Here is a 22,611-nt window from a genome sequence, read left to right as displayed (position 1 = left end):
CCCCTCCGGGTTTTGGGGGTGCGTGCTTCTCCCGGGGGGCGCCCCCCCCCCCCCCGCCCCCCCCCCCCGCGCCCCGGGGGCGGGGGGGGGGGGGGCCCCCCCCCCCCCCCCCCCCGACGCATTGGACGCGCGCAAGGAGACTTGCAAGGAGACTTGGATGACAGACCCTCACGTCGCAGACCACGAACTGGACGTAGCCGGACGCCCGTCCACCGGCTTGCTGTCCCGGATCAATGCTCCCGTCGCTCGGCTAGGGATGTATCTGTCGGTGACCGGGCTGCTCGTCATCGTCACCATCGTCTTCTACCAGGTGTTCGGACGTTACGTGCTCAATTCCAGCCCGACCTGGACGGAGAACCTTGCGTTGGTTCTGATCCTGTATGTCACGTTGATCGGCGCCGCCGTCGGCGTGCGCGATGCCGGGCATATCGGCATGGATAGTTTGCTGGTGATGCTGCCGGACCACGCGCGGGAGAAGATCGAGCTTGTGATCCACGTCCTGGTGGCCGGGTTCGGCCTCGCTATGGCCTATAACGGCTGGATCCTCGGAGCGTCGGTCGGAACCGTGAAGATCCCCAATCTCGGGTTGCCCGAGGTCATCCGTTACGTGCCGCTGATCGCCTCCGGCGTCCTGATCGTCTCCTTTTCAATCGAGCACATCATCGCTCTCCTGCGCGGCGAAGAGGTCGTCCCCTCATGGAACTGATCATCCTCGGCGCCACTTTTTTCGGCTTCCTGGTCCTCGGCGTCCCCGTCGCCTTCGCGATCGGCCTCTCGGCGATTTGCACCATCCTCTACGAAGGCCTGCCGGTCGCGGTCATCTTCCAGCAGATGATGTCGGGGATGAACATCTTCTCCTTCCTCGCCATCCCGTTCTTCGTCTTCAGCGGTGAGCTGATGCTGCATGGCGGCGTCGCCGACAAGATCGTGCAGCTCGCCAAGAATCTCGTCGGACACATCCGCGGCGGGCTCGGCATGTCGAACGTGGTCGCCTGCACGCTGTTCGGCGGCGTGTCCGGCTCGCCAGTTGCCGACGTGTCGGCGATGGGGGCCGTGATGATCCCCATGATGAAGAAGGAAGGTTTCGACACCGACTACGCCGTCAACGTCACCACCCATGCTTCGCTGGTCGGAGCACTGATGCCGACCAGTCACAACATGATCATCTATGCGCTCGCCGCCGGCGGCAAGGTCTCGATCGGCGCGCTGATCGCCGCCGGCCTCCTGCCGGCGCTGGTGCTGATGGTGTGCATGCTGGTCGCCGCTTACGCGGTGGCGGTGAAGCGCGGCTATCCGGCCGGCAAGTTCCCGGGCTGGCCCGCGGTTTTTCGTTCGTTCGCCGCCGCTCTGCCCGGCCTTCTGATCGTCGGCATCATCCTTTCAGGCATCCTGTCGGGCGTGTTCACGGCGACCGAGTCCGCGGCCGTCGCGGTCACCTATACGATCCTGCTGACGTTCTTCATCTACCGCACGATGACCTTGCCGAACTTCCTGGGCGCCGCGGCCAAGGCGGTGAAGACGACGGGCGTGGTGCTGCTGCTGATCGGCGTCTCCACCATGTTCCAGTATCTGATGGGACTTTACGAGGTGGCCGACTTCGCCGGCGAGATGATGAGCAGGGTCTCGACGCAGCCCTGGGTCATCTTCCTGCTCATCAACGTCATCCTGTTCGTGCTGGGCACGTTCATGGACATGGCAGCGACCATCCTGATCTGCACGCCCATCTTCCTGCCGATCGCGATGAAGGCGGGCATGGATCCTGTGCAGTTCGGAATGCTGATGCTGATCAACTGCGCGCTGGGGCTGAACACTCCGCCGGTCGGGACCACCCAGTTCGTGGGCTGCGCCATCGGCGGCATCTCGGTGGGCGCGGTGATGCGCACCATCCTGCCGTTCTACGCCGCCCTGATCGCAGCTCTGATGTTCGTGACCTATGTCCCCGCCTTCTCGCTGTGGCTGCCCCGCCTGCTGATGGGCTACAAGGGCTAGCTGCAACGCAGGGAGAATCTATCCGTGACTGACTATCGCAAGCTCTTCGATCTCACCGGCAAGACGGCCGTGGTGCTCGGCGCCGCCTCTGGAATCGGCAAGTCGTCGGCCGAGGCGCTGGCCGGGCTCGGCGCCCGTGTCGTCTGCGCCGATCGCGCGCTTGACGCCGCCGAAGCGACCGCCGCCGGCATTCGTGAGAAGGGCGGCTGGGCCGAGGCGGCTGGGTGCGACGCGGCGAACGCCGCGGAGGTCAATGCGCTGGCCAAGATCGTGATGCAGAAATTCTCGCGGCTCGACATCGCGGTGACGACGCCCGGGCTCAACATCCGCAAGACCATCCTCGACTACACCGAGGAGGATCTCGACCGCGTCCTTAACCTCAACATCAAGGGCACGGTCTGGTTCTTCCAGGCCTTCGGCCGCATCATGGTCGAGCAGAAGGGCGGCAGCATCATCGCCTGCTCCTCGGTGCGGGCGGTGACCATCGAGCCGGGCCTGGGCGTCTACGGCTCGACCAAGGCCGCGATCGGCCTGCTGGTGAAGGGCTTTGCGTCTGAGGTTGGACGCTCCGGCGTGCGCGTCAACGCGATCGCGCCGAGCATCGCCGAGACCGCGCTGACCGGCCCGTTCAAGCAGCGTCCCGACATCTACAATCTCTACGCCGGCCACACCGTGTTCAACCGCTGGAGCAGCGCCGACGAGGTCGCGACCGCCGTCGACGGTCCGCCGACCGGCCTCACCCAGTTGCACACATAGGGCGGTTATCTAGCCTGTAAATCCGACGCGCTGGCGCAGATCCTTGCGGTCTGCGCCGGTCAGCAAAGCGATCAGCGCCGCCGCCTCTTGCGGATGTGCGGCTCGCATGGTCACGCCGGCCGTGTACATCGTCACGAGCTCGCAGCCCGGCGGCAACGCCCCTGACAGCACGATACCGTCGGTCGCGATGATCTCGGTCGCCTGCGTGCAGCCGATCGGATGCGCGGCGGTGGATGCCGCAAGCTCCCGCATCGAAGTCGCGCCGTTGGGAAAGATCTTGAGGCGCGAAGCGACCTCGTAGGCGATGCCGAGCTGATGCAGCACCTTTGCAACGTGCTGTCCCGCCGTGGAGGCTTTCGTGTCCGGGACGTAGATCGCGTCGGCGCTGCGCAGCGCCTCGCGCAGGTCAGTCTCGGTCTTCACCGTCACCTTGGGATCGCGGCTACGGACCGCCAGCGCGGTCTCGACCCGTCCGACATCCGAGATCGAGGCGGGACTGACGAGCTTCTCCTCGGCAAGCTTTGCAAGCAGCGCCCGCGTCAGGATGACGAGATCGGCCGCCGTTCCCGCGCGCAGCTTGTCGGCCATGACGCCGACCGCGCCGAACTCGCCGTCGATGCCGAAGCCGGTCTGCGTCTTGAAGGGTTCGCTGAGGCCGCGCACCAGGCCTTGCGCCGCGCCTCCGCTCAAAATGCTCACTGTGGTCACGATGCCAGCTCCATGGCTGCAATGATCTTGTCGCGGGTGATCGGCAGGTCGCGCACGCGTACGCCGAGGCAATCGTAAACGGCATTCGCGATCGCGGCCGTCACCGGGCCGTGCGCGGCCTCGCCGGCGCCGACCGGCTCGATCTCCGGCCGCTGGACGATCTCGACATCCACCATTGGCACCTCGCTGAAGGTGAGGATCGGATAGTCGGTCCAGGACGTCGATGTGATGCGCGTGCGGTCGAAGCGGACACGTTCCTTCAGCACCCAGCTCGTCGCCTGGATCGCGCCGCCCTCGATCTGGTTGATGACGCCGTCCGGGTTGATGACCTCGCCGACGTCGACCGCCAGCGTCAGCCGCTTGACGCGGATGTCATCGCTGCCTTCGATCTCCGCAATCGCGGCGCAATAGGCCCCCGTGTTCTTGTAACGGGCGAAGCCGACGCCGTGACCGATGCCGGACTGCTTCTGCGGCTTCCACTGCGCGCGTCGTGCCGCGGCCCGGATGACGTCCTTTGCGCGCTCATCGCGCAGATGACGCAAGCGGACCGCGATCGGGTCTTCGCCGCGCAGGGCGGCGATCTCGTCGAGCAGGGACTCGATGGCGAACACATTGCCTTGTCCGCCGAGTGTGCGCAGTGCCGAGGTTCGCACCGGCATGGTCAGCAGCCGGTGACTCGTGACCGTCCAGGCCGGGAAGTCGTAGAGCGGAACGGAGTTGCGGTCGCCGCCGCCGCCACTGGCCGCGGGCGGATTGGTCGAGATCATGCGCGGCCAGGGGGTCGCAATCTCGGTTGCGGCAAGCAGCGCGGGCTGTGCCGCGCGCCCCGGCCGCGCCGCGTGGCCGTTGCTCCAGATCGCATGGCGCCAACCGACGATCTCGTTGTCCGCATCGAGGTCGGCCTCGATCTCGATCGCCATCGCCGCGCCGAGCGGCGCATGGGACATCTCGTCGTGGCGCGACCATTGCACCCGCACCGGACGGCCGCCGGCAGCTTTCGCCAGCAGCACGGCATCGAGCGCGACGTCGTCGGCGGCATTGTGTCCGTAGCAGCCCGCGCCTTCCATGTGCTCGACGACGATATTTTGTGCCGGCAGCTTCAGCACGATCGCGAGATCGGCGCGCAGCAGATAGACGCCCTGGCTGTGCGTCCAGATATGGACGCGATCGCCACTCCATTGTGCCATCGCACAGGACGGTGCGATCGAGGCATGCGCAATGTAGGGACGGATGTATTGCCGGCGGAGGGTGCGAGCAGCCTTCTTTATCGTTGCCGCAGTGGTCCTGGCGTCGATCACGGTGGTCTCGACCGGCTGGCTCTTCAGGAATCCGGCCAGATCATTTTCATCCGGCAGCGGCTCACCGGCCGACCATGTCGCGCCCCTGCGCAAGGCTTTCAGCGCGGCTTCCGCCGCTGACTCGCTGTCGGCAACCACCCCGGCAAAGCTGCCGTCGCGGACGATCGCGACGAGGCGGGGAACGGCTCGCGTCGCCATCTCGTCGAGCGCGATCAGTTTGGCGCCCGAGGTCTCCGGCCGCAGCACGCGTCCGTGCAGCAAGTCCGGCAGCGGACAGTCATGAATGAAGCGCGGCCGTGCGAACACCTTGTCGGGAATGTCGACGCGCTGGACCGAATGTCCGGCGACGGTGCGCTTGGCGACAATCTTCGCCGTCGCGCCCGCATTGGCGTCCTGGTCGAGCGAGATGTCATCGGCCAACTCCCAATAGCTGGTCCTGACATTGCCGGGGCCCGAGATCGTGCCGTCATGGATCTCGAGCAGCGATGCATCGACGCCGAGACGCTCCGACGCCGCGGCGAGGAAGCGCCGGCGGATTTCGGCACAGGCATGGCGTAGCGCGCGGCCGGATTGCTGGACCGAAAGGCTGCCCGAGGTGACGCCCTCGTTCGGGCTGGCCGCCGTGGAGGCGCGGATCATCTCGATGCGACCAATATCGACGTCGAGCTCGTCGGCTGCGATCTGCGCCAGGGCCGTGACGATGCCCTGGCCGATCTCGACCTTGCCGGGCGAGATCGCCACACGGCCGTCGCCGACGAGCTTCACCCAGGATGACAGCTTGGGATTGGCAGCAAGGCTGACCGGCAGTGTCGGGGCAGGGGACGGCGCACTCATGATGTCGCCATCTCCGCGGCCGCCCGCAGCACGGCGCGGACCATGCGGTTGTGCGATCCGCAGCGGCACAGATTGCGATCAAGCGCCGCTTTCACCTCGGCCTCCGTCGGCGACGGATTGCGCTTCAGCAGCGCCGCCGCGCTGATCAGGATTCCCGATACGCAATAGCCGCATTGCATCGCCTGCTCAGAGATAAAGGCACGTTGCAGCGGATGCGGTTGCTCCGCCGTGCCGAGGCCTTCCACCGTAACGATCTCCTTGTCCGCGACCGACCACATCGGCGTGTCGCAGGAGGCCATCGCGCGATCACCGACCATGACATAGCAAGCGCCGCACTCGCCGGCTCCGCAGCCGAAATGCGGACCGGTGACGCCGAGCCGGCCGCGCAACACATCGAGCAGCGTCTGATCCGGATCGGTATCCACGGCCGCCGCCGTGCCGTTGAGCTGGAATTGAATGGTCGGCATTGTCGCTCTGCGGCCTCAGGACTTGTCGAACTTCTTGACCACGTCGGCCCATTTCTCGATGTCGCCGCGGAGGAATTTGTCGAATTCCTCCGGCGTCATCGACATGGGCACCGCGCCCTGCGCAGTCCAGAGCTTGACGATGTCGGGCCGCTTCACCATTGCGTTCACGGCGGCATTGAGCTTGTCGATCACAGGTTTCGGCGTGCCGGCCGGCGCCATCAGGCCGAGCCAGATCGTGGCTTCATAGCCTGCTATGCCCGCCTCGATCGCAGTCGGCACGTTCGCCAGCACCGCTGAGCGTTGTTTGCCGGTGGTCGCGAGCGCGCGGACCTGGTTCTCGCCGATGTTCGGCGCCATCGCCGGCACCGCGTCGATCATCATCTGCACCTGCCCGCCGATCACGCCACTGCGCGCCTCGCCACTGTTGCGGTAGGGGACGTGGACGAGATCGATGCCGGCCATGGCTTTGAACAGCTCGCCGGCCATGTGATAGGGCGTGCCCTGGCCGGAGGAGGCGTAGTTCAACTTGCCCGGCTGCGACTTGGCGAGCGCGACGAACTCCTGCAGCGTCTTCGCGGCGACTTGCGGGTTCACCACGATGACGAGATCTGAGGAGTTGACCGGCGCGATCGGCGCGAGGTCACGCATCAGCTCGTATTTGCGCTTGTCCGGCGTCAGCAGGGATTCGTTCGCTGTCTGGGTGTTGGACATCATCAGCAGCGTGTAGCCGTCGGCGGGCGACTTCGCCGCTTCGACCGTGCCGATGACGCCGCCCGCGCCGGTGCGGTTCTCGATCACGAAGGGCTGGCCAAAACTCTCCTGGAGTGCATTGCCGATCTGCCGGGCCGCGACATCGGCCGGTCCGCCCGCACCGAAGGGCACGACGATCCGGACCGCATGATTGGGATAGTCTTGCGCCAGGGACGGGGCTGCAGAGCATGCGCTGAGCAGGCCGGCAGCCAGCGCCAGCATGAATTGTCGGGCCGTCACACCCACCTCCCTGATGTCGTTCTTGTTGGCGGCACTGTAGCGGCAGGGGAGGCGGACTGTCGACGCCTCACAAGGCCGATCGTGCCTGGAATATCCTGCGGTTTTCGGTGTGGCGGCGCGGCTTTTCGCGGTCGCGGCAGGAACCGGCGGCGCGCGATTTGAGCAAATCGCATGGGCGTTGCCGGATAAATACCCTCGGCTGACAGGTATTTTGGTGTTACCAAATTGGACATGAACCAGCACGCCAAGATCGAAATCCGCCATTCGACCTGTCCGCATGATTGCCCGTCTGCCTGTGCCCTCGATATCGAGGTGGTCGAGGGACGCAGCATCGGTCGTGTCCGCGGTTCGAAAAAGCAGACCTATACGGCCGGCGTGGTCTGCGCCAAGGTCGCCCGCTATGCCGAGCGCATCCATCATCCCGAAAGGCTGGTGTATCCGCTGCGCCGAACCGGGCCGAAGGGCTCCGGCCAATTCGCCCGGATCACCTGGGACGAGGCGCTGGACGAGATTGCGGATCGCTTCAACCAGGCCGAGCGCGAATTCGGCGCGGAGTCAGTCTGGCCCTATTATTACGCCGGCACGATGGGGCTGGTGATGCGCGACGGCCTCAACCGGCTCACGCATGTGAAGAAATATTCGCGGTTCTATCAGACCATCTGCGCCAATGTCGGCCGCATCGGGTTCGCGATCGGCACCGGCAAGATCGCCGGCGTCGATCCGCGCGAGATGGCGCTGTCCGATCTCGTGGTGATCTGGGGCACCAACCCCGTCAACACGCAGGTCAACGTGATGACGCACGCCGCCCGTGCGCGGAAGGAGCGTGGCGCCAAGATCGCGGCCGTCGACATCTACGACAACGAGACCATGAAGCAGGCGGATATCAAGATCATCCTGCGGCCCGGCACCGACGGCGCGTTCGCCTGCGGCGTGATGCATGTCCTGTTCCGCGACGGCTATGCCGATCGCGCCTATATGGACAAGTACACCGATTGCCCGGACGAGCTCGAGGCGCATCTGAAGACGCGCAACCCCGAATGGGCATCCGCGATTTCAGGCGTGCCGGTGGCGGAGATCGAGGCTTTTGCCAAACTGGTCGGCGAGACCAAGCGGACCTTCTTCCGGCTCGGCTACGGCTTCACCCGCTCGCGCAACGGCGCGGCGCAGATGCATGCCGCCAACTGCATTCCCGCGGTGACCGGCGCCTGGCAATATGAAGGCGGCGGTGCCTTCTTCAACAATTACGCGCTGTGGCACTTCAACGAATCCATCATCGAAGGCCACGACGCCATCGACCCAACTATCCGCGCGCTCGACCAGTCGCAGATTGGCCGCATCCTCACCGGCGATGCCAAGGCCCTGCACGGCAAGGGTCCGGTCAAGGCGCTGCTGATCCAGAACACCAACCCGATGACCGTTGCGCCGGAGCAGGCGCTGGTGCGGCAGGGTTTTGCGCGCGAGGATTTGTTCGTCGCGGTGCACGAGCAGTTCATGACCGAGACGGCGCAGATGGCCGACATCGTGCTGCCGGCGACGATGTTCATGGAGCATGACGATCTCTATTACGGCGGCGGCCACCAGCACATCTCGGTCGGGCCGAAGCTGATCGACCCGCCCGGGGAATGCCGCTCCAATCACGAGGTGCTGCAGGCGCTGGCGCCGCGGCTTGGCGCCAGGCATCCGGGGTTCGAACTGACGCCGCGCGAGTTGATCGACGCGACGCTGAAGCTGAGCGACCACGGCGACATTGCCGGCCTCGAAGCCGACCTCTGGCGCGACCTGCAGCCGGACTTCCGCACGTCGCATTATCTCGACGGCTTCGCCCATGCCGACAGGAAATTCCATTTCAAAGCCGATTGGGCCCATCCGCCGTTCGGCCAGACGATGGGTGACTTCGACAAGATGCCGTCGCTGCCGGACCATTGGGCGGTGATCGAGCATTCCGACCAGGCCCATCCGTTCCGGCTTGCCACGAGCCCGTCGCGCAGCTTTCTCAACACCACCTTCAACGAGACGCCGTCCTCCCAGGCGCGCGAGGGCAAGGCGAGCGTGATGATCCATCCCCTGGATGCGGCCGCGCTCGACATCGCCCAGGGCGACGCCGTGACGCTCGGCAACACCCGCGGCGAGACCACGCTGATCGCCACGCTGTTCGAGGGCGTGCGGCGCGGCGTGCTGATCGCGGAGTCCGTTCAACCCAACAAGAACCATATCGGTAATCGCGGCATCAACATGCTGACGGGGGCGGACACGATCGCGCCGATCGGCGGCGCCGCGTTCCACGACAACAAGGTCTGGATCAGGAAAGCGGTCGCGGCCTGAGCCGCACACGCGCTTCGGTCGCCTTACAAGTTTGTGTCGAGCCGCTAAAGCGGCGCCGCGCCGCAGTTTGCCCTTGCACCTTCCGCCCGAGCTGCCGCAAATGGCCGCTAAACGGGAGCCAAGGAAGCGAGCGTGCCATGACCGACACCACAGCCGTGATCACCGAGAAACGCGGGCAGGCGCTCTGGATCACCATCAACCGGCCCGAGAAACGCAACGCGCTGAATGGCGAGGTGATCGCCGGCATCACGCGCGGCTATCGCGACGCGCATGACGACAAGGACGTCCGCGTCATCGTGCTGACGGGCGCAGGCGACAAGGCGTTCTGCGCCGGTGCGGACCTGCAGAACTCCGGCGCGGCTTTCGCGATGGATCATTCCAAGCCGAATGTCGACTATGCCGATTTGTTGCGCTTGTCGCAGAACGCGACCAAGCCTGCGATCGCACGCGTCGGCGGGGTCTGCATGGCAGGCGGCATGGGCCTGCTCTGCATGACCGACATGGCTGTCGCCGCCGATCACGTCATCTTCGGCCTGCCGGAAGTGAAGGTCGGCGTGTTCCCGATGCAGGTGTTGAGCCTGTTGCAGTCCATCGCGCCACCTCGCCTCGTCAACGAATGGGCGCTGACCGGCGAGCCGTTCGACGCGAAAGCGGCGCAAGGAGCGGGCCTGCTGAACTACGTCGTGCCCACGGCCGAGCTGGACGCCAAGGTCGACTGGCTGATCGGCCGCATCGTCGACAAATCCCCGACCGCGATCCGCCGCGGCAAATACGCGATGCGCGCGATCGCCTCGATGTCGTTCGACGAGAGCATCGCCTACACCGAAAGCCAGATCGCATTGCTCGCCATGACCGAGGACGCCAAGGAGGGCCTGAAGGCGTTCAGCGAGAAGCGCAAGCCGGTGTGGACGGGCCGGTGAGGCGACGATCTCGTGTCCCGGACGCGCTGCAACGCTCTTGCGTTGCTGCGCAGAGCCGGGACCCATGGTGGTACGGGACACGCGGCACGATGCGCCCCGGCTCAGCAGCGCACCGCTGAAGGAGCGCTGCGCTGCGTCCGGGGCACGAGAGTGCTCTCGACTAGCTCAAATTGAATTTTCAAATAGCAGACGCGCTTCGAGCGGCGATCTCACCCCGCGTTGGCCTTCAACCCCGCCGCCTGGATCCCCGCCACCGCACACGCCTCGTCATTGTCCGAGGTGTCGCCGGAGACGCCGACGGCGCCGAGCAGCGTCGCTCCGTCCATGATCAGCACGCCGCCGGGGACCGGCACCAGCGCGCCCTTGGCCATGGTGTTCACGGCATCGATGAAATAGGCCTGCTCCTGCGCGCGCTGGAACAGGGCGCGTGAACCCATGCCCAAAGCGAGCGCGCCATAGGCCTTGCCGTGCGCGATCTCGGCGCGCATCAGGCTGGTGCCGTCCTGCGCCGCGGCGATCTTGAGCACGCCGCGGGCGTCCAGGATAGTGACGACGAGCGGCTTCAGCTTCAGTTCGCTGGATTTCGCGAAGGCGGCGTCGAGGATCTTGCGGGCGGTGTCGAGGGTGAGGTCAGCCATGACTGGTTTCCTTTGCAAGGGGAGTAGTTGTGGATTGGGTCTTCGCACGATCGAGGCTCATCGCCAGCACGCGAGCAACGTGAAGCGCCTCGCGCTGGGCGCCGTCGTGGATCTGGTGCCGGCAGGAGGTGCCGTCGGCCACGACGAGCGTATTTTGGTCCGCGCGCCGCACGGTGGGTAGCAGCGACAGCTCCGCCATCTCGATCGAGGCATCGTAGGTGTCCGCGCCATAGCCGAAGGCGCCGGCCATGCCGCAGCAGCTTGACTCGATGGTCTCGACCTTCAGGCCGGGGATGAGGCGCAGCACCTGCTCGACCGGCTTGAAGGCGCCGAAGGACTTTTGATGGCAATGGCCATGCACCAGGGCTTTGTCTGCGACGGTGCCGAGCGGCAGTTGCAGCCGGCCGGCCTCGGCCTCCCGCACCAGGAATTCCTCGAAGGTCAGCGCGTGGGCGCCGACGGCCTTGGCGTCGTCGTCCTGGCGCAGCGAGGCGAGCTCGTCGCGCAGGGTCAAAAGGCAGCTTGGCTCGAGCCCGACGATCGGGACGCCGCGCGCGACAAAGGGCGCGAATGCGGCGACCAGACGATCGAGCTCGGATCTGGCTTCGTCGACGAGACCGGCGGACAGGAAGGTGCGGCCGCAGCACAGCGGGCGGCTGCCGCTTGCGGGTTTCGGCAGATGCACGCGATACCCGCCCGCCGCAAGCACGCGTAACGCGGCGTCGAGATTCTCGCGCTCATAGATGCGGTTGAAGGTATCGGCGAACAGCACGACCTCGCGGCCGGTTTCCGGCCCGACCGCTTCGGCAGGCGGCACGAACACGTCGCTGCGGAAGGCGGGCAGCGCCCGCCGCGCGCTGATGCCGGCAAAACGCTCGAACAGCTTTCGCAGCAGCGGGCTGCTATTGCGCAAATTCGCCAGCGGCGCGAAGCGCGACGCGAGGCCGGCATAGCGTGGGAGGTAGCCGACCAGGCGGTCGCGCAAGGTCAGGCCATGCGAGGCCGTTCGCGCGGCGAGCACCTCGATCTTCATCTTGGCCATGTCGACGCCGGTTGGGCATTCGTGGCGGCAGGCCTTGCAGGACACGCAGAGCTTCAGCGTCTCCATCATCTCGTCGGAGGAGAGTGCGCCCGCGCCAAGCTGGCCGGAGATCGCGAGCCGCAATGTGTTGGCTCGCCCTCGCGTCACGTCCTTCTCGTTGTGCGTCGCGCGGTAGGACGGACACATCACGCCGCCCTCGAGCTTGCGGCAGGCGCCGTTGTTGTTGCACATCTCGACAGCGCCCTGAAAACCGCCGCCGGCCCCGGGATAAGCTGACCAGTCGAGTTTTGTCTTGAGCTCAGCGACGCGATACTCGGGCTTGAAGCGAAACAGCGAGCGGTCGTCCATCTTCGGCGCATCGACGATCTTGCCGGGATTGAGCACGCCACCGGGATCGAAGCGCTGCTTCACCTCGCGGAAGTCGGCGACGAGGCGCTCGCCGAACATCGTTGCGTGGAATTCGGAGCGCACCAGGCCGTCGCCGTGCTCGCCGGAATGCGAGCCCTTGTATTCGCGCACCAACTCGAAGGCTTCCTCGGCGATGGCCCGCATCGCCTTGACGTCCTTCTCCAACTTCAAATTCAGCACGGGCCGCACATGCAGGCAGCCTTCGGAGGCGTGAGCATACATCGTGCCGCTGGTGCCGTGCTTGGCGAACACCTCGCTCAGCCGCGCGGTGTAGTCGGCGAGATGCGGCAGCGGCACGGCACAGTCCTCGACGAAGGAGACCGGCTTGCCCTCCTGCTTCATCGACATCATGACGTTGAGGCCGGCGGCGCGGAAATCGGCGATCCCGCTCTGCAGCGCGGGCTCGGTGATTTCCACCACGCCGCCCCATTTGCGCTTGTCGTTGTTCCAGCCGAAGCCGAGATCGCCCATCAGCTCGCCGAGCTGCTTCAGGCGAAGAAGATTGTCCGCCTGATCCTCTTCCGCGAACTCGACCACCAGCACCGCATCGGGATCACCCTTGATCGCGGTGGAGATGATGGGCCGGAACATCGCGATATCACGGCCGAGCGCGAGCATGGTGCGGTCAACCAGCTCGACTGCGATCGGCTTCAGCTTGACCAGATGCTGGGCCGCGTCCATGGCCTCGTAAAAACTGCCGAAATGGCAGATGCCGAGCACCTTGTTGCGGATGAGGGGCCACAGCTTCAGCTCGACCTTGGTGGTGAAGGCGAGGGTGCCCTCGGAGCCGACGAGAAGGTGCGCCATGTTGTTGCGCGCATTGCGCGGCACCAGCGCATCGAGATTGTAGCCGCCGACACGGCGCTGCACTTTTGGAAAGCGCGCCGCGATCTCCCCGGCCTCGCGGGCGCCGAGATCGAGCATGTCGCGGAACAGGGCGCGGGCGCTGTCCTTCGCATCGAGATCGGAGAGATCGCGCGACACCTCGCCGTAATGGCTCAGCGTGCCGTCGGCAAGCGCGGCCTCCATCGACAGCGTATTGTCGCGCATGGTGCCGTAGCGCAGGCTACGCCCCCCGCAGGAATTGTTGCCGGCCATGCCGCCGATGGTAGCGCGCGAGGCCGTAGAGACGTCGACCGGAAACCAGAGGCCGTGCTTTTTCAGTTGGCGGTTGAGGTCGTCGAGCACGATGCCGGGCTCGACCACGCAGGTGCGCCCCTCGACGTCGAGCGACAGGATCCGGTTCAGGTGCTTCGAGAGATCGACCACGAGGCCGTCATTGACGGTCTGGCCGCATTGCGAGGTGCCGCCGCCGCGCGGGGTCAGCTTCAGTCCCTCGTCGCGGGCGATCGACAGCACGTTGAGAGCCTCGTCCATGGTGCGCGGCACCACCACGCCGTAGGGCATGATCTGGTAGAAGGAAGCGTCCGTGGCGTAGCGGCCCCGGCTGAAAGCGTCGAACAGGACGTCGCCGGTCACTTCCCGGGCCAGACGTGCCGCGAGGCCATCCTTTTTGGCCGATTCCTGTGATTTCCCGGGCACTTCCGCCGCCATGGTCCGCTCTTGCCTGTTCGCCGCCCCCGTCTTGCCTACGGTCACGGCCCTTGGCAAGGCGAGCCCTGCTTCTTGTGCATTGACGGACCCCGCCCGGCGAGGGACAAGCCCGGCGAATAGTGATATTCGAGCGGCTCGCGCAGCCCCCTTCAGCCAACAGGCTCGAAGTCGAGCTGGGCTCAAGACAGACTCAAAGACCGGGAAGGACGCCGATGACCGTGCACACTGGAAGGCATTTTCTCCAGATTCCAGGACCGACCAACGTGCCCGACCGGGTGCTGCGGGCGATGGACATGCCGACGCTGGATCACCGCGGTCCGGAGTTCGCCGAGCTCGGTTTCGCCGTCCTCGCCGGCATGCAGCGGTTGTTCCGCACCAAGCAGCCCGTGATCATCTTCCCCTCGTCCGGCACCGGCGCCTGGGAAGCTGCGATGGTCAACGTGCTCGCGCCCGGCGACAAGGTCCTGATGTGCGAGACCGGCCAGTTCGCCGTGCTGTGGCGCGGCATCGCCGACAAGTTCAAGCTCGACGTCGACTTCATCCCGAGCGACTGGCGCCATGGTGCCGATCTCGCCGAGATCGAGAAGCGCCTCGCCGCCGACAAGCAGCACGCGATCAAGGCGGTCTGCGTCGTCCACAACGAGACGTCGACCGGCTGCGTGACGCCGCCGCTGGATGTGCGCAAGCTGCTCGACCGGGTCAAGCATCCCGCGCTGCTGATGGTCGACACCATCTCCGGCCTCGGCTCGATGGAGTATGAGCACGATGCCTGGGGCATCGACGTCTCGGTCGCGGGCTCACAGAAGGGCCTGATGCTGCCGCCGGGCCTCGGTTTCAACGCCGTCTCGGAGAAGGCGCTCGCGGTGGCCAAGGCCAACCCCGGCATGCGCTCCTATTGGGATTGGCAGGAGGTCATCGGCTTCAACAAGCTCGGCACCTTCCCCTATACGCCGGCCACCAATTTGCTCTACGGCCTGCGCGAGGCGATCAAGATGCTGGAAGAGGAGGGGCTCGACAACGTCTGGACCCGCCACAAGCGCCACAGCGCGGCGACGCGTGCCGCGATCAAGGTCTGGGGCCTGGAGACGCAGTGCGCCGACCCTGCCGCGCATTCGCCGGCGCTGACCGGCGTGCGCGTGCCTGATGGCCACGATGCCGACGCCTTCCGCAAGGTGGTGCTGGAAAACTTCGACATGTCGCTCGGCACCGGCCTGAACAAGGTCAAGGGCAAGGTGTTCCGCATCGGCCATATCGGCCATTTCAACGATCTGATGCTGATGGGCACGCTCGCCGGCGTCGAGATGGGCCTCGATCTTGCAAAGATCCCGCACCGGAGCGGCGGGGTGTTGGCGGCCATGGACGTCCTGAAGGGACGCGACGCGGTGCAGATGACCAAGGCCCAGGTGGCTTAAAGGCCTAGGTGGCCTGAAGGCTCAGGTTGCCTGAACCAACCTAGAGAAAAGAGAGCGCGCGATGAACGCACCGACGACTGCCAACGAAGACCTGCTCTACTCCGTCACGGACGGCATCGCGCGGATCACCTTCAACCGCCCGCAGGCGCGCAACGCACTGACCTTCGCCATGTATGAGCGCATGGCGGAGATCTGCCACGAGATCAACGCCGACCGCTCGATCAAGGCGCTGATCCTGACCGGCGCCGGCGACAAGGCGTTTGCCTCCGGCACCGACATTTCTCAATTCCGTGCGTTCAAAACCGCGCAGGATGCGCTCGACTATGAAGCCCGCATCGATCGCGTGCTCGGCACACTCGAGCAGTGCCGCGTGCCCGTGATCGCGGCGATCGCCGGAGCCTGCACCGGCGGCGGCGCCGGAATTGCGGCGTGCTGCGACCTGCGCATCGGGACTGAAACGACGCGCATCGGGTTTCCGATCGCGCGCACGCTCGGCAACTGCCTGTCGATGTCGAACATCAGCCGCGTCGTCTCGCTGGTCGGCCCCGCCCGCACCAAGGATATGATCTTCAAGGCGCGCCTCGTCGAGGCGCCGGAAGCACTGGCCCTCGGCCTCCTCACCGAGGTCGTCCCTGATGTCGAGACGCTGCAGCGGCGCGCCGACGAGACCGCCAGGCTCGTGGCGAGCCACGCCCCGCTGACGCTCGAAGCGACCAAGGAGGCAGTGCGCCGCATTCGCCGCACGCTGTCGCGCGAAGAGGGCGAGGATCTGATCCTCAAGGCCTATATGAGCGAGGATTTCCGCGAGGGAATGGACGCCTTCCTCAACAAGCGCACGCCGAACTGGAAGGGCAGGTAGCGCAGATCCCTTGCTTGGTTGCGCCGCTCCAGACGCGGCGCGAAGGTCGGAAGCGATTGCTGACGTCAATCGTCAGCCGTTCGACGCGTTCACCATTGTCACAAATCTTTCAAGCGGTTCCGTCCTCCGGAACCGCTCTGGCGCGTGAGTGCCTGTGCGTTCACGTTGACGGCACGACAAGCCCGGGCTTAAGATCGTACAGGTTGCATGATGCCGTCTCGCATTTTTCGGGGTGGCAGGCCGGCCAGGAAGCGATTTGAGTATCTCGAATTGAGTGGCGTGAGTTGCGTGAACGTTCTGACCGACCGTGCCGCCAACTGATGTCATCGAACTGAAATTGAACTGAAAGTAATCAACTAGGTTTCGACGACGCGAGCCGCGCCAGAATTTCCATTGCTGCTGACCATCCCGAAGCCATGCGCGGCCTTGCGAATAAGCCAACGCTCTCAAGCCAATACCCTTATTCCAAGATCCATAATCCAAGACCCTTAAGCCAGACTCTTCAAGTCAAGACCGTTTGAGTCTCGTCTGATTTCTCAGACCGATTAGTCACGTCGTCGCACCCTCTGCGGCGGCGCCTTCATGACAACGCAGGCAGGGATTTTTCCATGACCAATCACACGCCGATTTTCACCTCGTCATCCGCGACGGGCAGCTTCACCGAATTCGCCAATCTCAACGATTCAACCACGCTGCACACGCTGTCCGGGACGATGAGCTTCAAGGACAGCGACAAGACCGACACCCATACGACGGCCGCAACGCTGCACTCCGCGGTGCTGTCCAGCGGAACGATCATCCCGGCGGCGTCGCTTGCGCATTTCCAGACCGCGATGCAATCGCAGATCCTGAGCGACTCAAACGGCAACGGCCAGCTCAAATGGAGTTTCAGCGACCAGGACCAGGATTTCGATTTCTTGTCCAAGAACCAGACTCTGGTCCTGACCTACGACGTCAAGGTCTCCGACAATCACGGCGGCTTCGCGATCCAGACCGTCAAGATCACGGTCACCGGCACCGACGACAAGCCTGTCATCAACATGGCGACGGTCGCGACCGTCACCGAGCAGGCCAACCAGACGCTGTCGCTTTCGCCCGACACGGTCCACGTCGCGCTCAACTTCACCGACGACGATCTCACCAACACCGGGCATACCGCGACCGTGATCGGCGTATCCGCCTCCGGCGCCACCGCAGGCCTGTTGCCCGGTTCGCTCGGCGACGCCGAGCTGATGGCGTTCTACCACGTCGACAACGTCGTCAAGACCTCCGGATCCGCGACAGGCACCATCAACACCACCTTCTCGGCGCCCGATTTCGCCTTCGACTATCTCGCGGCGGGCCAGCACCTCGACATCACCTACACGGTGCAGCTCGACGACCACGCCGGCGGCATTTCGACCCAGACGGTCAAGGTGACCGTGGTTGGCAGCAACGACAAGCCGATCTTCCTGTCGTGCCCGGAATCGGCCGCGCTCGTCGAGGATCAAAATGTCGATCCGAGCGGCAATCTTACCGCGCATGACAGCCTGTTCTTCACCGACATCGATCTCGCCGACACGCATTCCGTCTCGACATCAGTCACGGCGACCCGTTCGGGCGGCGGTTCGGTACCCCTGACGAATGCGCAATTGCTGGCCGCATTCGGCACCGGGCTTCATGATTCGACAGGTCATCTGATCGGCGAGGTCGACTGGAATTTCGCGCTGGCCAATTCCTCGACCAGTTTCCTCAACGGCGGCGAGAAGCTGACGCTTGTCTATCACGTCGCGGTCACCGACCCCTCCGGTGCCACCACGATCCAGGACGTCACCATCACGGTCCTCGGCACCAATCATCCCGTCGTGATCACGAGCGGTCCGGAATCCTCGACCGCGGTCGAGCAGGATGCCACCACCGGCTCGGCGGTGCCCGACACCACGCCGACGACGCCGGCGGGCACGCTCACCTTCACCGACCAGGACACCAGCGACACGCATGCCGTGACGGTCACGCTCGGCTCGACCTCTGGGCCGACGCCGCCGGCCGTGACGCAGGCCGATCTCGCCGCCGCGCTGACGACCACGCTGCACGATTCCACCGGCACCGGCACGGGCAGCATCGACTGGAATTTCGCGATTGCCGACAAGGATCTCGACTATCTCGCGTTCAACGAGACGCTGACGGTGAACTACGACATCAAGGTGGCCGACGGTTCGACCAGCTCGACGCAGACCGTCTCCGTCGTCATCACCGGCGCCAACGATTCGGTGGCGATGACCAGCGGACCGCAATCGGCTTCGCTGTCCGAGCAGCCCGGCCAGGCCAATTCGTCAACGTCCGACACAACGGCGGTGCAGACGCTGAATTTTGCCGATGTCGATCTGGCCGATGTCCACTCGGTCGACGTGTCGCTCACCTCTGCGGTATGGTCGGCCGATCCGTCTTTCGTCCCCGGTGAGACGCTGAATGCTCTGCAGTCGGCGCTCACAACGGTGCTGCACGATTCCACGGGCTTTGGCACGGGTGGCATCGACTGGAGCTTCAGTCTTCTCGACCAGGATCTGGACTTCTTGGGAATGAACGACACGCTGACGGTGACCTACGACATCACGGTGACCGACGGTGCGACGACCTCGACCCAGCATGTCACGATCACCGCGACCGGTGCGGCCGACGCCATGATCGTCAATCCGGTCACCGCGACCATCAACGACTCGTCGACCACCGACGCCGGCAGCTTCGTTGCCGTGGGCAACGCCATCCACGACGTGGCCGACAGTCCCGGCGACGGCAGCCTGTCGCTCAGCATCACCGCCGTGAACGGGCAAGCGGCCAATGTCGGCACGTCGATCGCCGCCGCGTACGGCTCGCTGTTGGTCGCATCCGACGGCACCTATCACTACACGGCCTCATCGGCGCTCGATCAGCTCCAGCTCGGAGATAGCGCGACCGAACAGTTCACGATCACGGTCACCAACAGCCTCGGAGAGAGCCACGATACGACGCTGACGTTCAACGCTTTCGGTGCCGACGACGCGCCGATGATTACCGCGGCCAATTCGGTGGGAACCCTGACCGAGGACGCGGGCCCGGCGGTCATCGTCAACGGCGGTTTCGAGGCCGGCAATCTGAGTGGCTGGACGGCGGTGGGAGCCTTTGCCAACCATCTGTTGTTGGGCGGCCAGTATGGCGATTACTCCGCGCTGCTCAGTGACGGCTTCCTGACGCAGAACGTCGCCACCGTCGCCGGACAGCACTATACGCTGAGCTTCGAAATTGCCGGCGATGCCGAAGCGACATCCTCCTCGTTCTCGGTCTTCTGGGATGGCGTGCAGATACTTCCATCGACGCAGGTGGAATTCGGGTTCACCAAATTCACGTTCGACGTCGTTGGCGACGGAGGAGGTGGCTCCACACCCCTGCAGTTCGACTTCTCGACCGACGGCGCCGGCCAGTTGCTCGATGCCGTCTCGGTTTCGCCGACACCTGGACCTGCGGTGGAGAGCACCGACGGCTCGATCTCGTTCTCCGACGCCGAGGCTGCGGATACGCATACGGCGAGCTTCACGCCCCAGGGCGGCGGCTATGTCGGCACGTTCTCGCTCGATCCGGTCTCGGAGGTGCCGGGAAGCGGATCCATCGCCTGGCACTACACCGTCGACAACGCCGACATCCAGTTCCTGGCGCAGGGCCAGACGCTGGTGCAGACTTATGCCGTCACCATCCTCGACAGCAACGGCGGCTCCTCCACCGTGCAGAACATCTCGGTCGCCATCAACGGCGCCAACGACGCGCCGACCGCGGTCGGCGAGACCGTGGTCACCGATGTCGGCGCCAATGGCTCGGTCGTCATCCCCGGCTGGGCTCTGGCGCTGAACGACACCGATCCCGACACCACGGACCACCTCGGACTCGGCGGCGTCACGGCAAGCTCCGGCGGCAGCGCCGGGACTGCGTTCGGCTTTGCCTTCTTTACCGACGATGCGACGCTCGGCGGCTCGTTCAGCTATACGGCCTCCGACGGGACGACGACCTCGTCCAACACCGCAACCGCAACCGTCATCAACAGCGCGGCCAACGCGACCACGCTGACCGGCACCGGCGGCGACGACATCCTGATCGCCACCAACGGGACCGAGACGATGAGCGGCGGCGGCGGCAACGACGTGCTGATCGCCACCGCCAGCGGCAATGTCATGAGCGGTGGCGGGGGCAACGACACCTTCGCCTTCCTCCAGCCGTCCGGACCGAGCGTGGTCGGCGACTTCAACAACACCACCGAGCACGACCATATCGCCGTCTCCGCGAGCGGTTTCGGTGGCGGGTTGGCGGCAGGCGTTGACGTGACGTTCGAGACTTCTAGCGACAATGTGTTCTCGGGCTTCTCCCAATTCCATTTCGATACGGGAAACCAGACGCTCTATTACAGCGCCGACGGCACCGATGGCGCGGCCATTGCCGTAGTCAGCCTCCAGAGCGGCGTCATGCTCAACCAGCACGACATATTGGTGGTGTAAACCGCCGCCAACGAACTGGAAAGGCGACGCGCGGGCCCCGAAAGGGGCCTGCTTTTTTGCATTCTGCCCATCTCAGCCCAAAGTCATAAGGAGGATGACAGCGGATGGCTTGAACTCGGCTGGATTCGCCAGCACAATGGGCGCTGAATTCACCTCTGAATTTCCAATCCGAACAAGAACATAGGCAACAACTTGGGGAAGACGCGCGTGGGACATGGAATGAGGGCCGCGATGACGCTTGCGGCCGCGCTTTGCGGCACGCCGGCCTTTGCCGGCTGGGAGCCGGCCAAACCGGTCGAGATCGTGGTCGCGGCGGGCGCGGGCGGCGCTTCCGACCAGATGGCGCGGATGATGCAGGCCGCCATCCAGAAGAACAATCTGATGAAGCAGCCGATCGTGGTCTCGCTCAAGGGCGGGGCTTCCGGCGCCGAAGCACTGATGTACATGAAATCCAGCGAGGGCGACCCCAACAAGGTGCTGATCGCCTATTCGCTGATCTACATGCTGCCGCTGTCGGCGAAGATCCCGTTCAACTGGCGTGAGCTGACCCCGGTTTCGGTGATCGCGCTCGACCAATTCGTGCTGTGGGACAACAGCGCGGGTCCCAAGACGGTGAAGGAGTTCGTCGCCGCCGCGAAGGCGGCAGCCGCGCCGTTCAAGATGGGCGGCACCGGCTCCAAGCGCGAGGATCACGTGCTGACCGTGTTCCTCGAGCAGAAGACCGGCGCGAAGTTCTCCTATCTGCCCTACAAGTCCGGCGGCGAGGCCGCGACCCAGCTGGTCGGCAACCACACCGAATCCAACGTCAACAATCCATCCGAAAATCTCGAAGTCTGGCGTGCGGGCCAGGTGCGTCCGCTCTGCGTGTTCGACAAGGAGCGAATCTCCTACACCAGCAAGGTGACGGACACGCAGTCCTGGGCCGACATCCCCACCTGCAAGGAGGAGGGCGTCGACGTCCAGTATCTGATGCTGCGCGCGACGTTCCTGCCCGGCAAGGCCACGGCGGAGCAGCAGGCGTTCTATGTCGAGCTGTTCCACAAGGTGACGCAGACCGCGGAATACAAGGACTACATGGAAAAGCAGGCGCTGAAGCCAATCTTCCTCACCGGAAAGGACATGGTGCAATTCCTCGAGGAGGACGATGCAGTCAACAAGTCGCTGATGACGGAAGCCGGATTCGTCGCGAAGTGATTGCTTCACCTCGCCCCGCTTGCGGGGAGAGGTCGGATTGCATCGAAGATGCAATCCGGGTGAGGGGGACTCTCCGCGAGTCCAACTCTCACCGTCCCCCGCCGTGACTCCCCCTCACCCTAACCCTTTCCCCGCAAGCGGGGAGAGGGAATCAGCCGCAGCGGTTGTTGTCAGCTCATGCCCCAAACCGATCTTGAAATCGTCGTTGACGATCCGACCGCGCCCGAAGACGACTCGCCTTCCGTCGTCTCCTCCGGCACGATCGAGATATTCGTCTGTCTCCTGTTGCTCGCGCTGGCCGCCACGCTCGGTTACGACAATTGGCGCACCGGCGCCTCCTGGGATTCGACGGGGCCTGAGCCCGGCTATTTCCCGTTCTACCTCTCCGTCATCCTCGGTGGTGCCAGCCTCTACGGCCTGATCGTGGCGCTGGTCGCGCACCGCGCGGCACCCGAGACCTTCGTCACGCGCGCGCAAGCCCGCCGCGTGATGGCGGTGTTCGTGCCGACGCTGCTGTTCTGCCTGGCGACGCAGTTTCTCGGCCTCTATGTCGCGAGCTTCCTGCTGATCGCCAGCTTCATGCGCCTCGTCGGCAAGATCGCGCCGTGGAAATCGCTGCTCACCGCTATCGTATTCACGGCGATCATGTTCGTTACCTTCGACATCGCCTTCGACGTCATCATGCCGAAAGGGCCGCTCGAAGCGGCCTTCGGCCACTAAG

Annotated in this window: 16 protein-coding genes; 10 read left to right on the top strand and 6 right to left on the bottom strand. The window is 64.9% G+C overall.

The window, feature by feature from the left end; all coding sequences use genetic code 11:
* Positions 1-157 precede the first annotated feature (157 nt).
* From AC0L2J_RS15080 to AC0L2J_RS15070, 3 genes are read left to right on the top strand one after another with little or no spacing between them, the layout of a single operon-like run.
* Positions 158-706 (top strand): TRAP transporter small permease, encoded by a 549-nt coding sequence (locus AC0L2J_RS15080; RefSeq protein ID WP_007612645.1) that lies wholly within the window; start codon positions 158-160, stop codon positions 704-706.
* Entirely contained in the window at positions 697-1,989 is a 1,293-nt protein-coding gene (locus AC0L2J_RS15075; RefSeq protein WP_063995550.1) for a TRAP transporter large permease, read from the top strand. Before AC0L2J_RS15080 ends, AC0L2J_RS15075 begins: the two co-directional genes overlap by 10 nt.
* A gap of 24 nt (positions 1,990-2,013) precedes the next feature.
* Entirely contained in the window at positions 2,014-2,745 is a 732-nt protein-coding gene (locus AC0L2J_RS15070) for an SDR family NAD(P)-dependent oxidoreductase (RefSeq protein ID WP_473391325.1), read from the top strand.
* 9 nt (positions 2,746-2,754) lie between these two features.
* Here AC0L2J_RS15070 and AC0L2J_RS15065 read toward each other — a convergent pair whose 3' ends face one another.
* The 4 genes from AC0L2J_RS15065 to AC0L2J_RS15050 are packed head-to-tail and all read right to left on the bottom strand — an operon-like array spanning position 2,755 to position 7,024.
* On the bottom strand, positions 2,755-3,453 hold the full coding sequence (locus AC0L2J_RS15065; RefSeq protein WP_473391322.1) for a molybdate ABC transporter substrate-binding protein: 699 nt from the start codon (positions 3,451-3,453) through the stop codon (positions 2,755-2,757).
* Positions 3,450-5,585, bottom strand: a complete 2,136-nt coding sequence (locus tag AC0L2J_RS15060; protein ID WP_473391320.1) for a xanthine dehydrogenase family protein molybdopterin-binding subunit — start codon at positions 5,583-5,585, stop codon at positions 3,450-3,452. Before AC0L2J_RS15060 ends, AC0L2J_RS15065 begins: the two co-directional genes overlap by 4 nt.
* Positions 5,582-6,052 carry a (2Fe-2S)-binding protein gene (locus AC0L2J_RS15055; RefSeq protein ID WP_473391316.1) on the bottom strand — a complete coding sequence of 157 codons (471 nt, stop codon included), beginning with the start codon at positions 6,050-6,052 and terminating at the stop codon, positions 5,582-5,584. The genes AC0L2J_RS15060 and AC0L2J_RS15055 overlap by 4 nt, the downstream gene beginning before the upstream one ends.
* Before the next feature lie 15 nt (positions 6,053-6,067).
* Complete coding sequence (locus AC0L2J_RS15050; protein WP_473391475.1) at positions 6,068-7,024, bottom strand: tripartite tricarboxylate transporter substrate binding protein; 957 nt, start codon at positions 7,022-7,024, stop codon at positions 6,068-6,070.
* Positions 7,025-7,273: 249 nt separating this feature from the next.
* Here AC0L2J_RS15050 and AC0L2J_RS15045 point away from each other — a divergent pair, with 249 nt between their 5' ends.
* A complete protein-coding gene (locus tag AC0L2J_RS15045; RefSeq protein WP_473391314.1) occupies positions 7,274-9,364 on the top strand; it encodes a molybdopterin-dependent oxidoreductase in 2,091 nt (696 codons plus the stop codon).
* 137 nt (positions 9,365-9,501) lie between these two features.
* Positions 9,502-10,284 carry an enoyl-CoA hydratase/isomerase family protein gene (locus tag AC0L2J_RS15040; protein WP_473391311.1) on the top strand — a complete coding sequence of 261 codons (783 nt, stop codon included), beginning with the start codon at positions 9,502-9,504 and terminating at the stop codon, positions 10,282-10,284.
* Between the two features lie 209 nt (positions 10,285-10,493).
* Here AC0L2J_RS15040 and AC0L2J_RS15035 read toward each other — a convergent pair whose 3' ends face one another.
* A complete protein-coding gene (locus AC0L2J_RS15035) occupies positions 10,494-10,922 on the bottom strand; it encodes a GlcG/HbpS family heme-binding protein (RefSeq protein WP_473391308.1) in 429 nt (142 codons plus the stop codon).
* Positions 10,915-13,926, bottom strand: a complete 3,012-nt coding sequence (locus AC0L2J_RS15030) for an FAD-binding and (Fe-S)-binding domain-containing protein (protein WP_473391305.1) — start codon at positions 13,924-13,926, stop codon at positions 10,915-10,917. Before AC0L2J_RS15030 ends, AC0L2J_RS15035 begins: the two co-directional genes overlap by 8 nt.
* 212 nt (positions 13,927-14,138) lie before the next feature.
* Here AC0L2J_RS15030 and AC0L2J_RS15025 point away from each other — a divergent pair, with 212 nt between their 5' ends.
* The 5 genes from AC0L2J_RS15025 to AC0L2J_RS15005 all read left to right on the top strand — a co-directional run bounded on the left by AC0L2J_RS15025 (position 14,139) and on the right by AC0L2J_RS15005 (position 22,610).
* Positions 14,139-15,338 carry a pyridoxal-phosphate-dependent aminotransferase family protein gene (locus AC0L2J_RS15025; protein WP_473391301.1) on the top strand — a complete coding sequence of 400 codons (1,200 nt, stop codon included), beginning with the start codon at positions 14,139-14,141 and terminating at the stop codon, positions 15,336-15,338.
* Between the two features lie 61 nt (positions 15,339-15,399).
* A complete protein-coding gene (locus tag AC0L2J_RS15020; RefSeq protein ID WP_473391297.1) occupies positions 15,400-16,197 on the top strand; it encodes an enoyl-CoA hydratase/isomerase family protein in 798 nt (265 codons plus the stop codon).
* Between the two features lie 608 nt (positions 16,198-16,805).
* Entirely contained in the window at positions 16,806-20,696 is a 3,891-nt protein-coding gene (locus tag AC0L2J_RS15015; protein ID WP_473391293.1) for a beta strand repeat-containing protein, read from the top strand.
* Between the two features lie 219 nt (positions 20,697-20,915).
* Positions 20,916-21,890: a Bug family tripartite tricarboxylate transporter substrate binding protein gene (locus AC0L2J_RS15010; protein WP_473391290.1), complete on the top strand. Its 975-nt coding sequence runs from the start codon at positions 20,916-20,918 to the stop codon at positions 21,888-21,890.
* Between the two features lie 177 nt (positions 21,891-22,067).
* Positions 22,068-22,610, top strand: a complete 543-nt coding sequence (locus tag AC0L2J_RS15005) for a tripartite tricarboxylate transporter TctB family protein (RefSeq protein ID WP_106946170.1) — start codon at positions 22,068-22,070, stop codon at positions 22,608-22,610.
* Position 22,611: the final 1 nt, after the last annotated feature.

The sequence above is a fragment of the Bradyrhizobium sp. MV1.5 genome (genome assembly GCF_055807615.1).
Note: the sequence above shows the minus strand (reverse complement) of the source record. Positions and strands in the feature narration are given on the sequence as shown.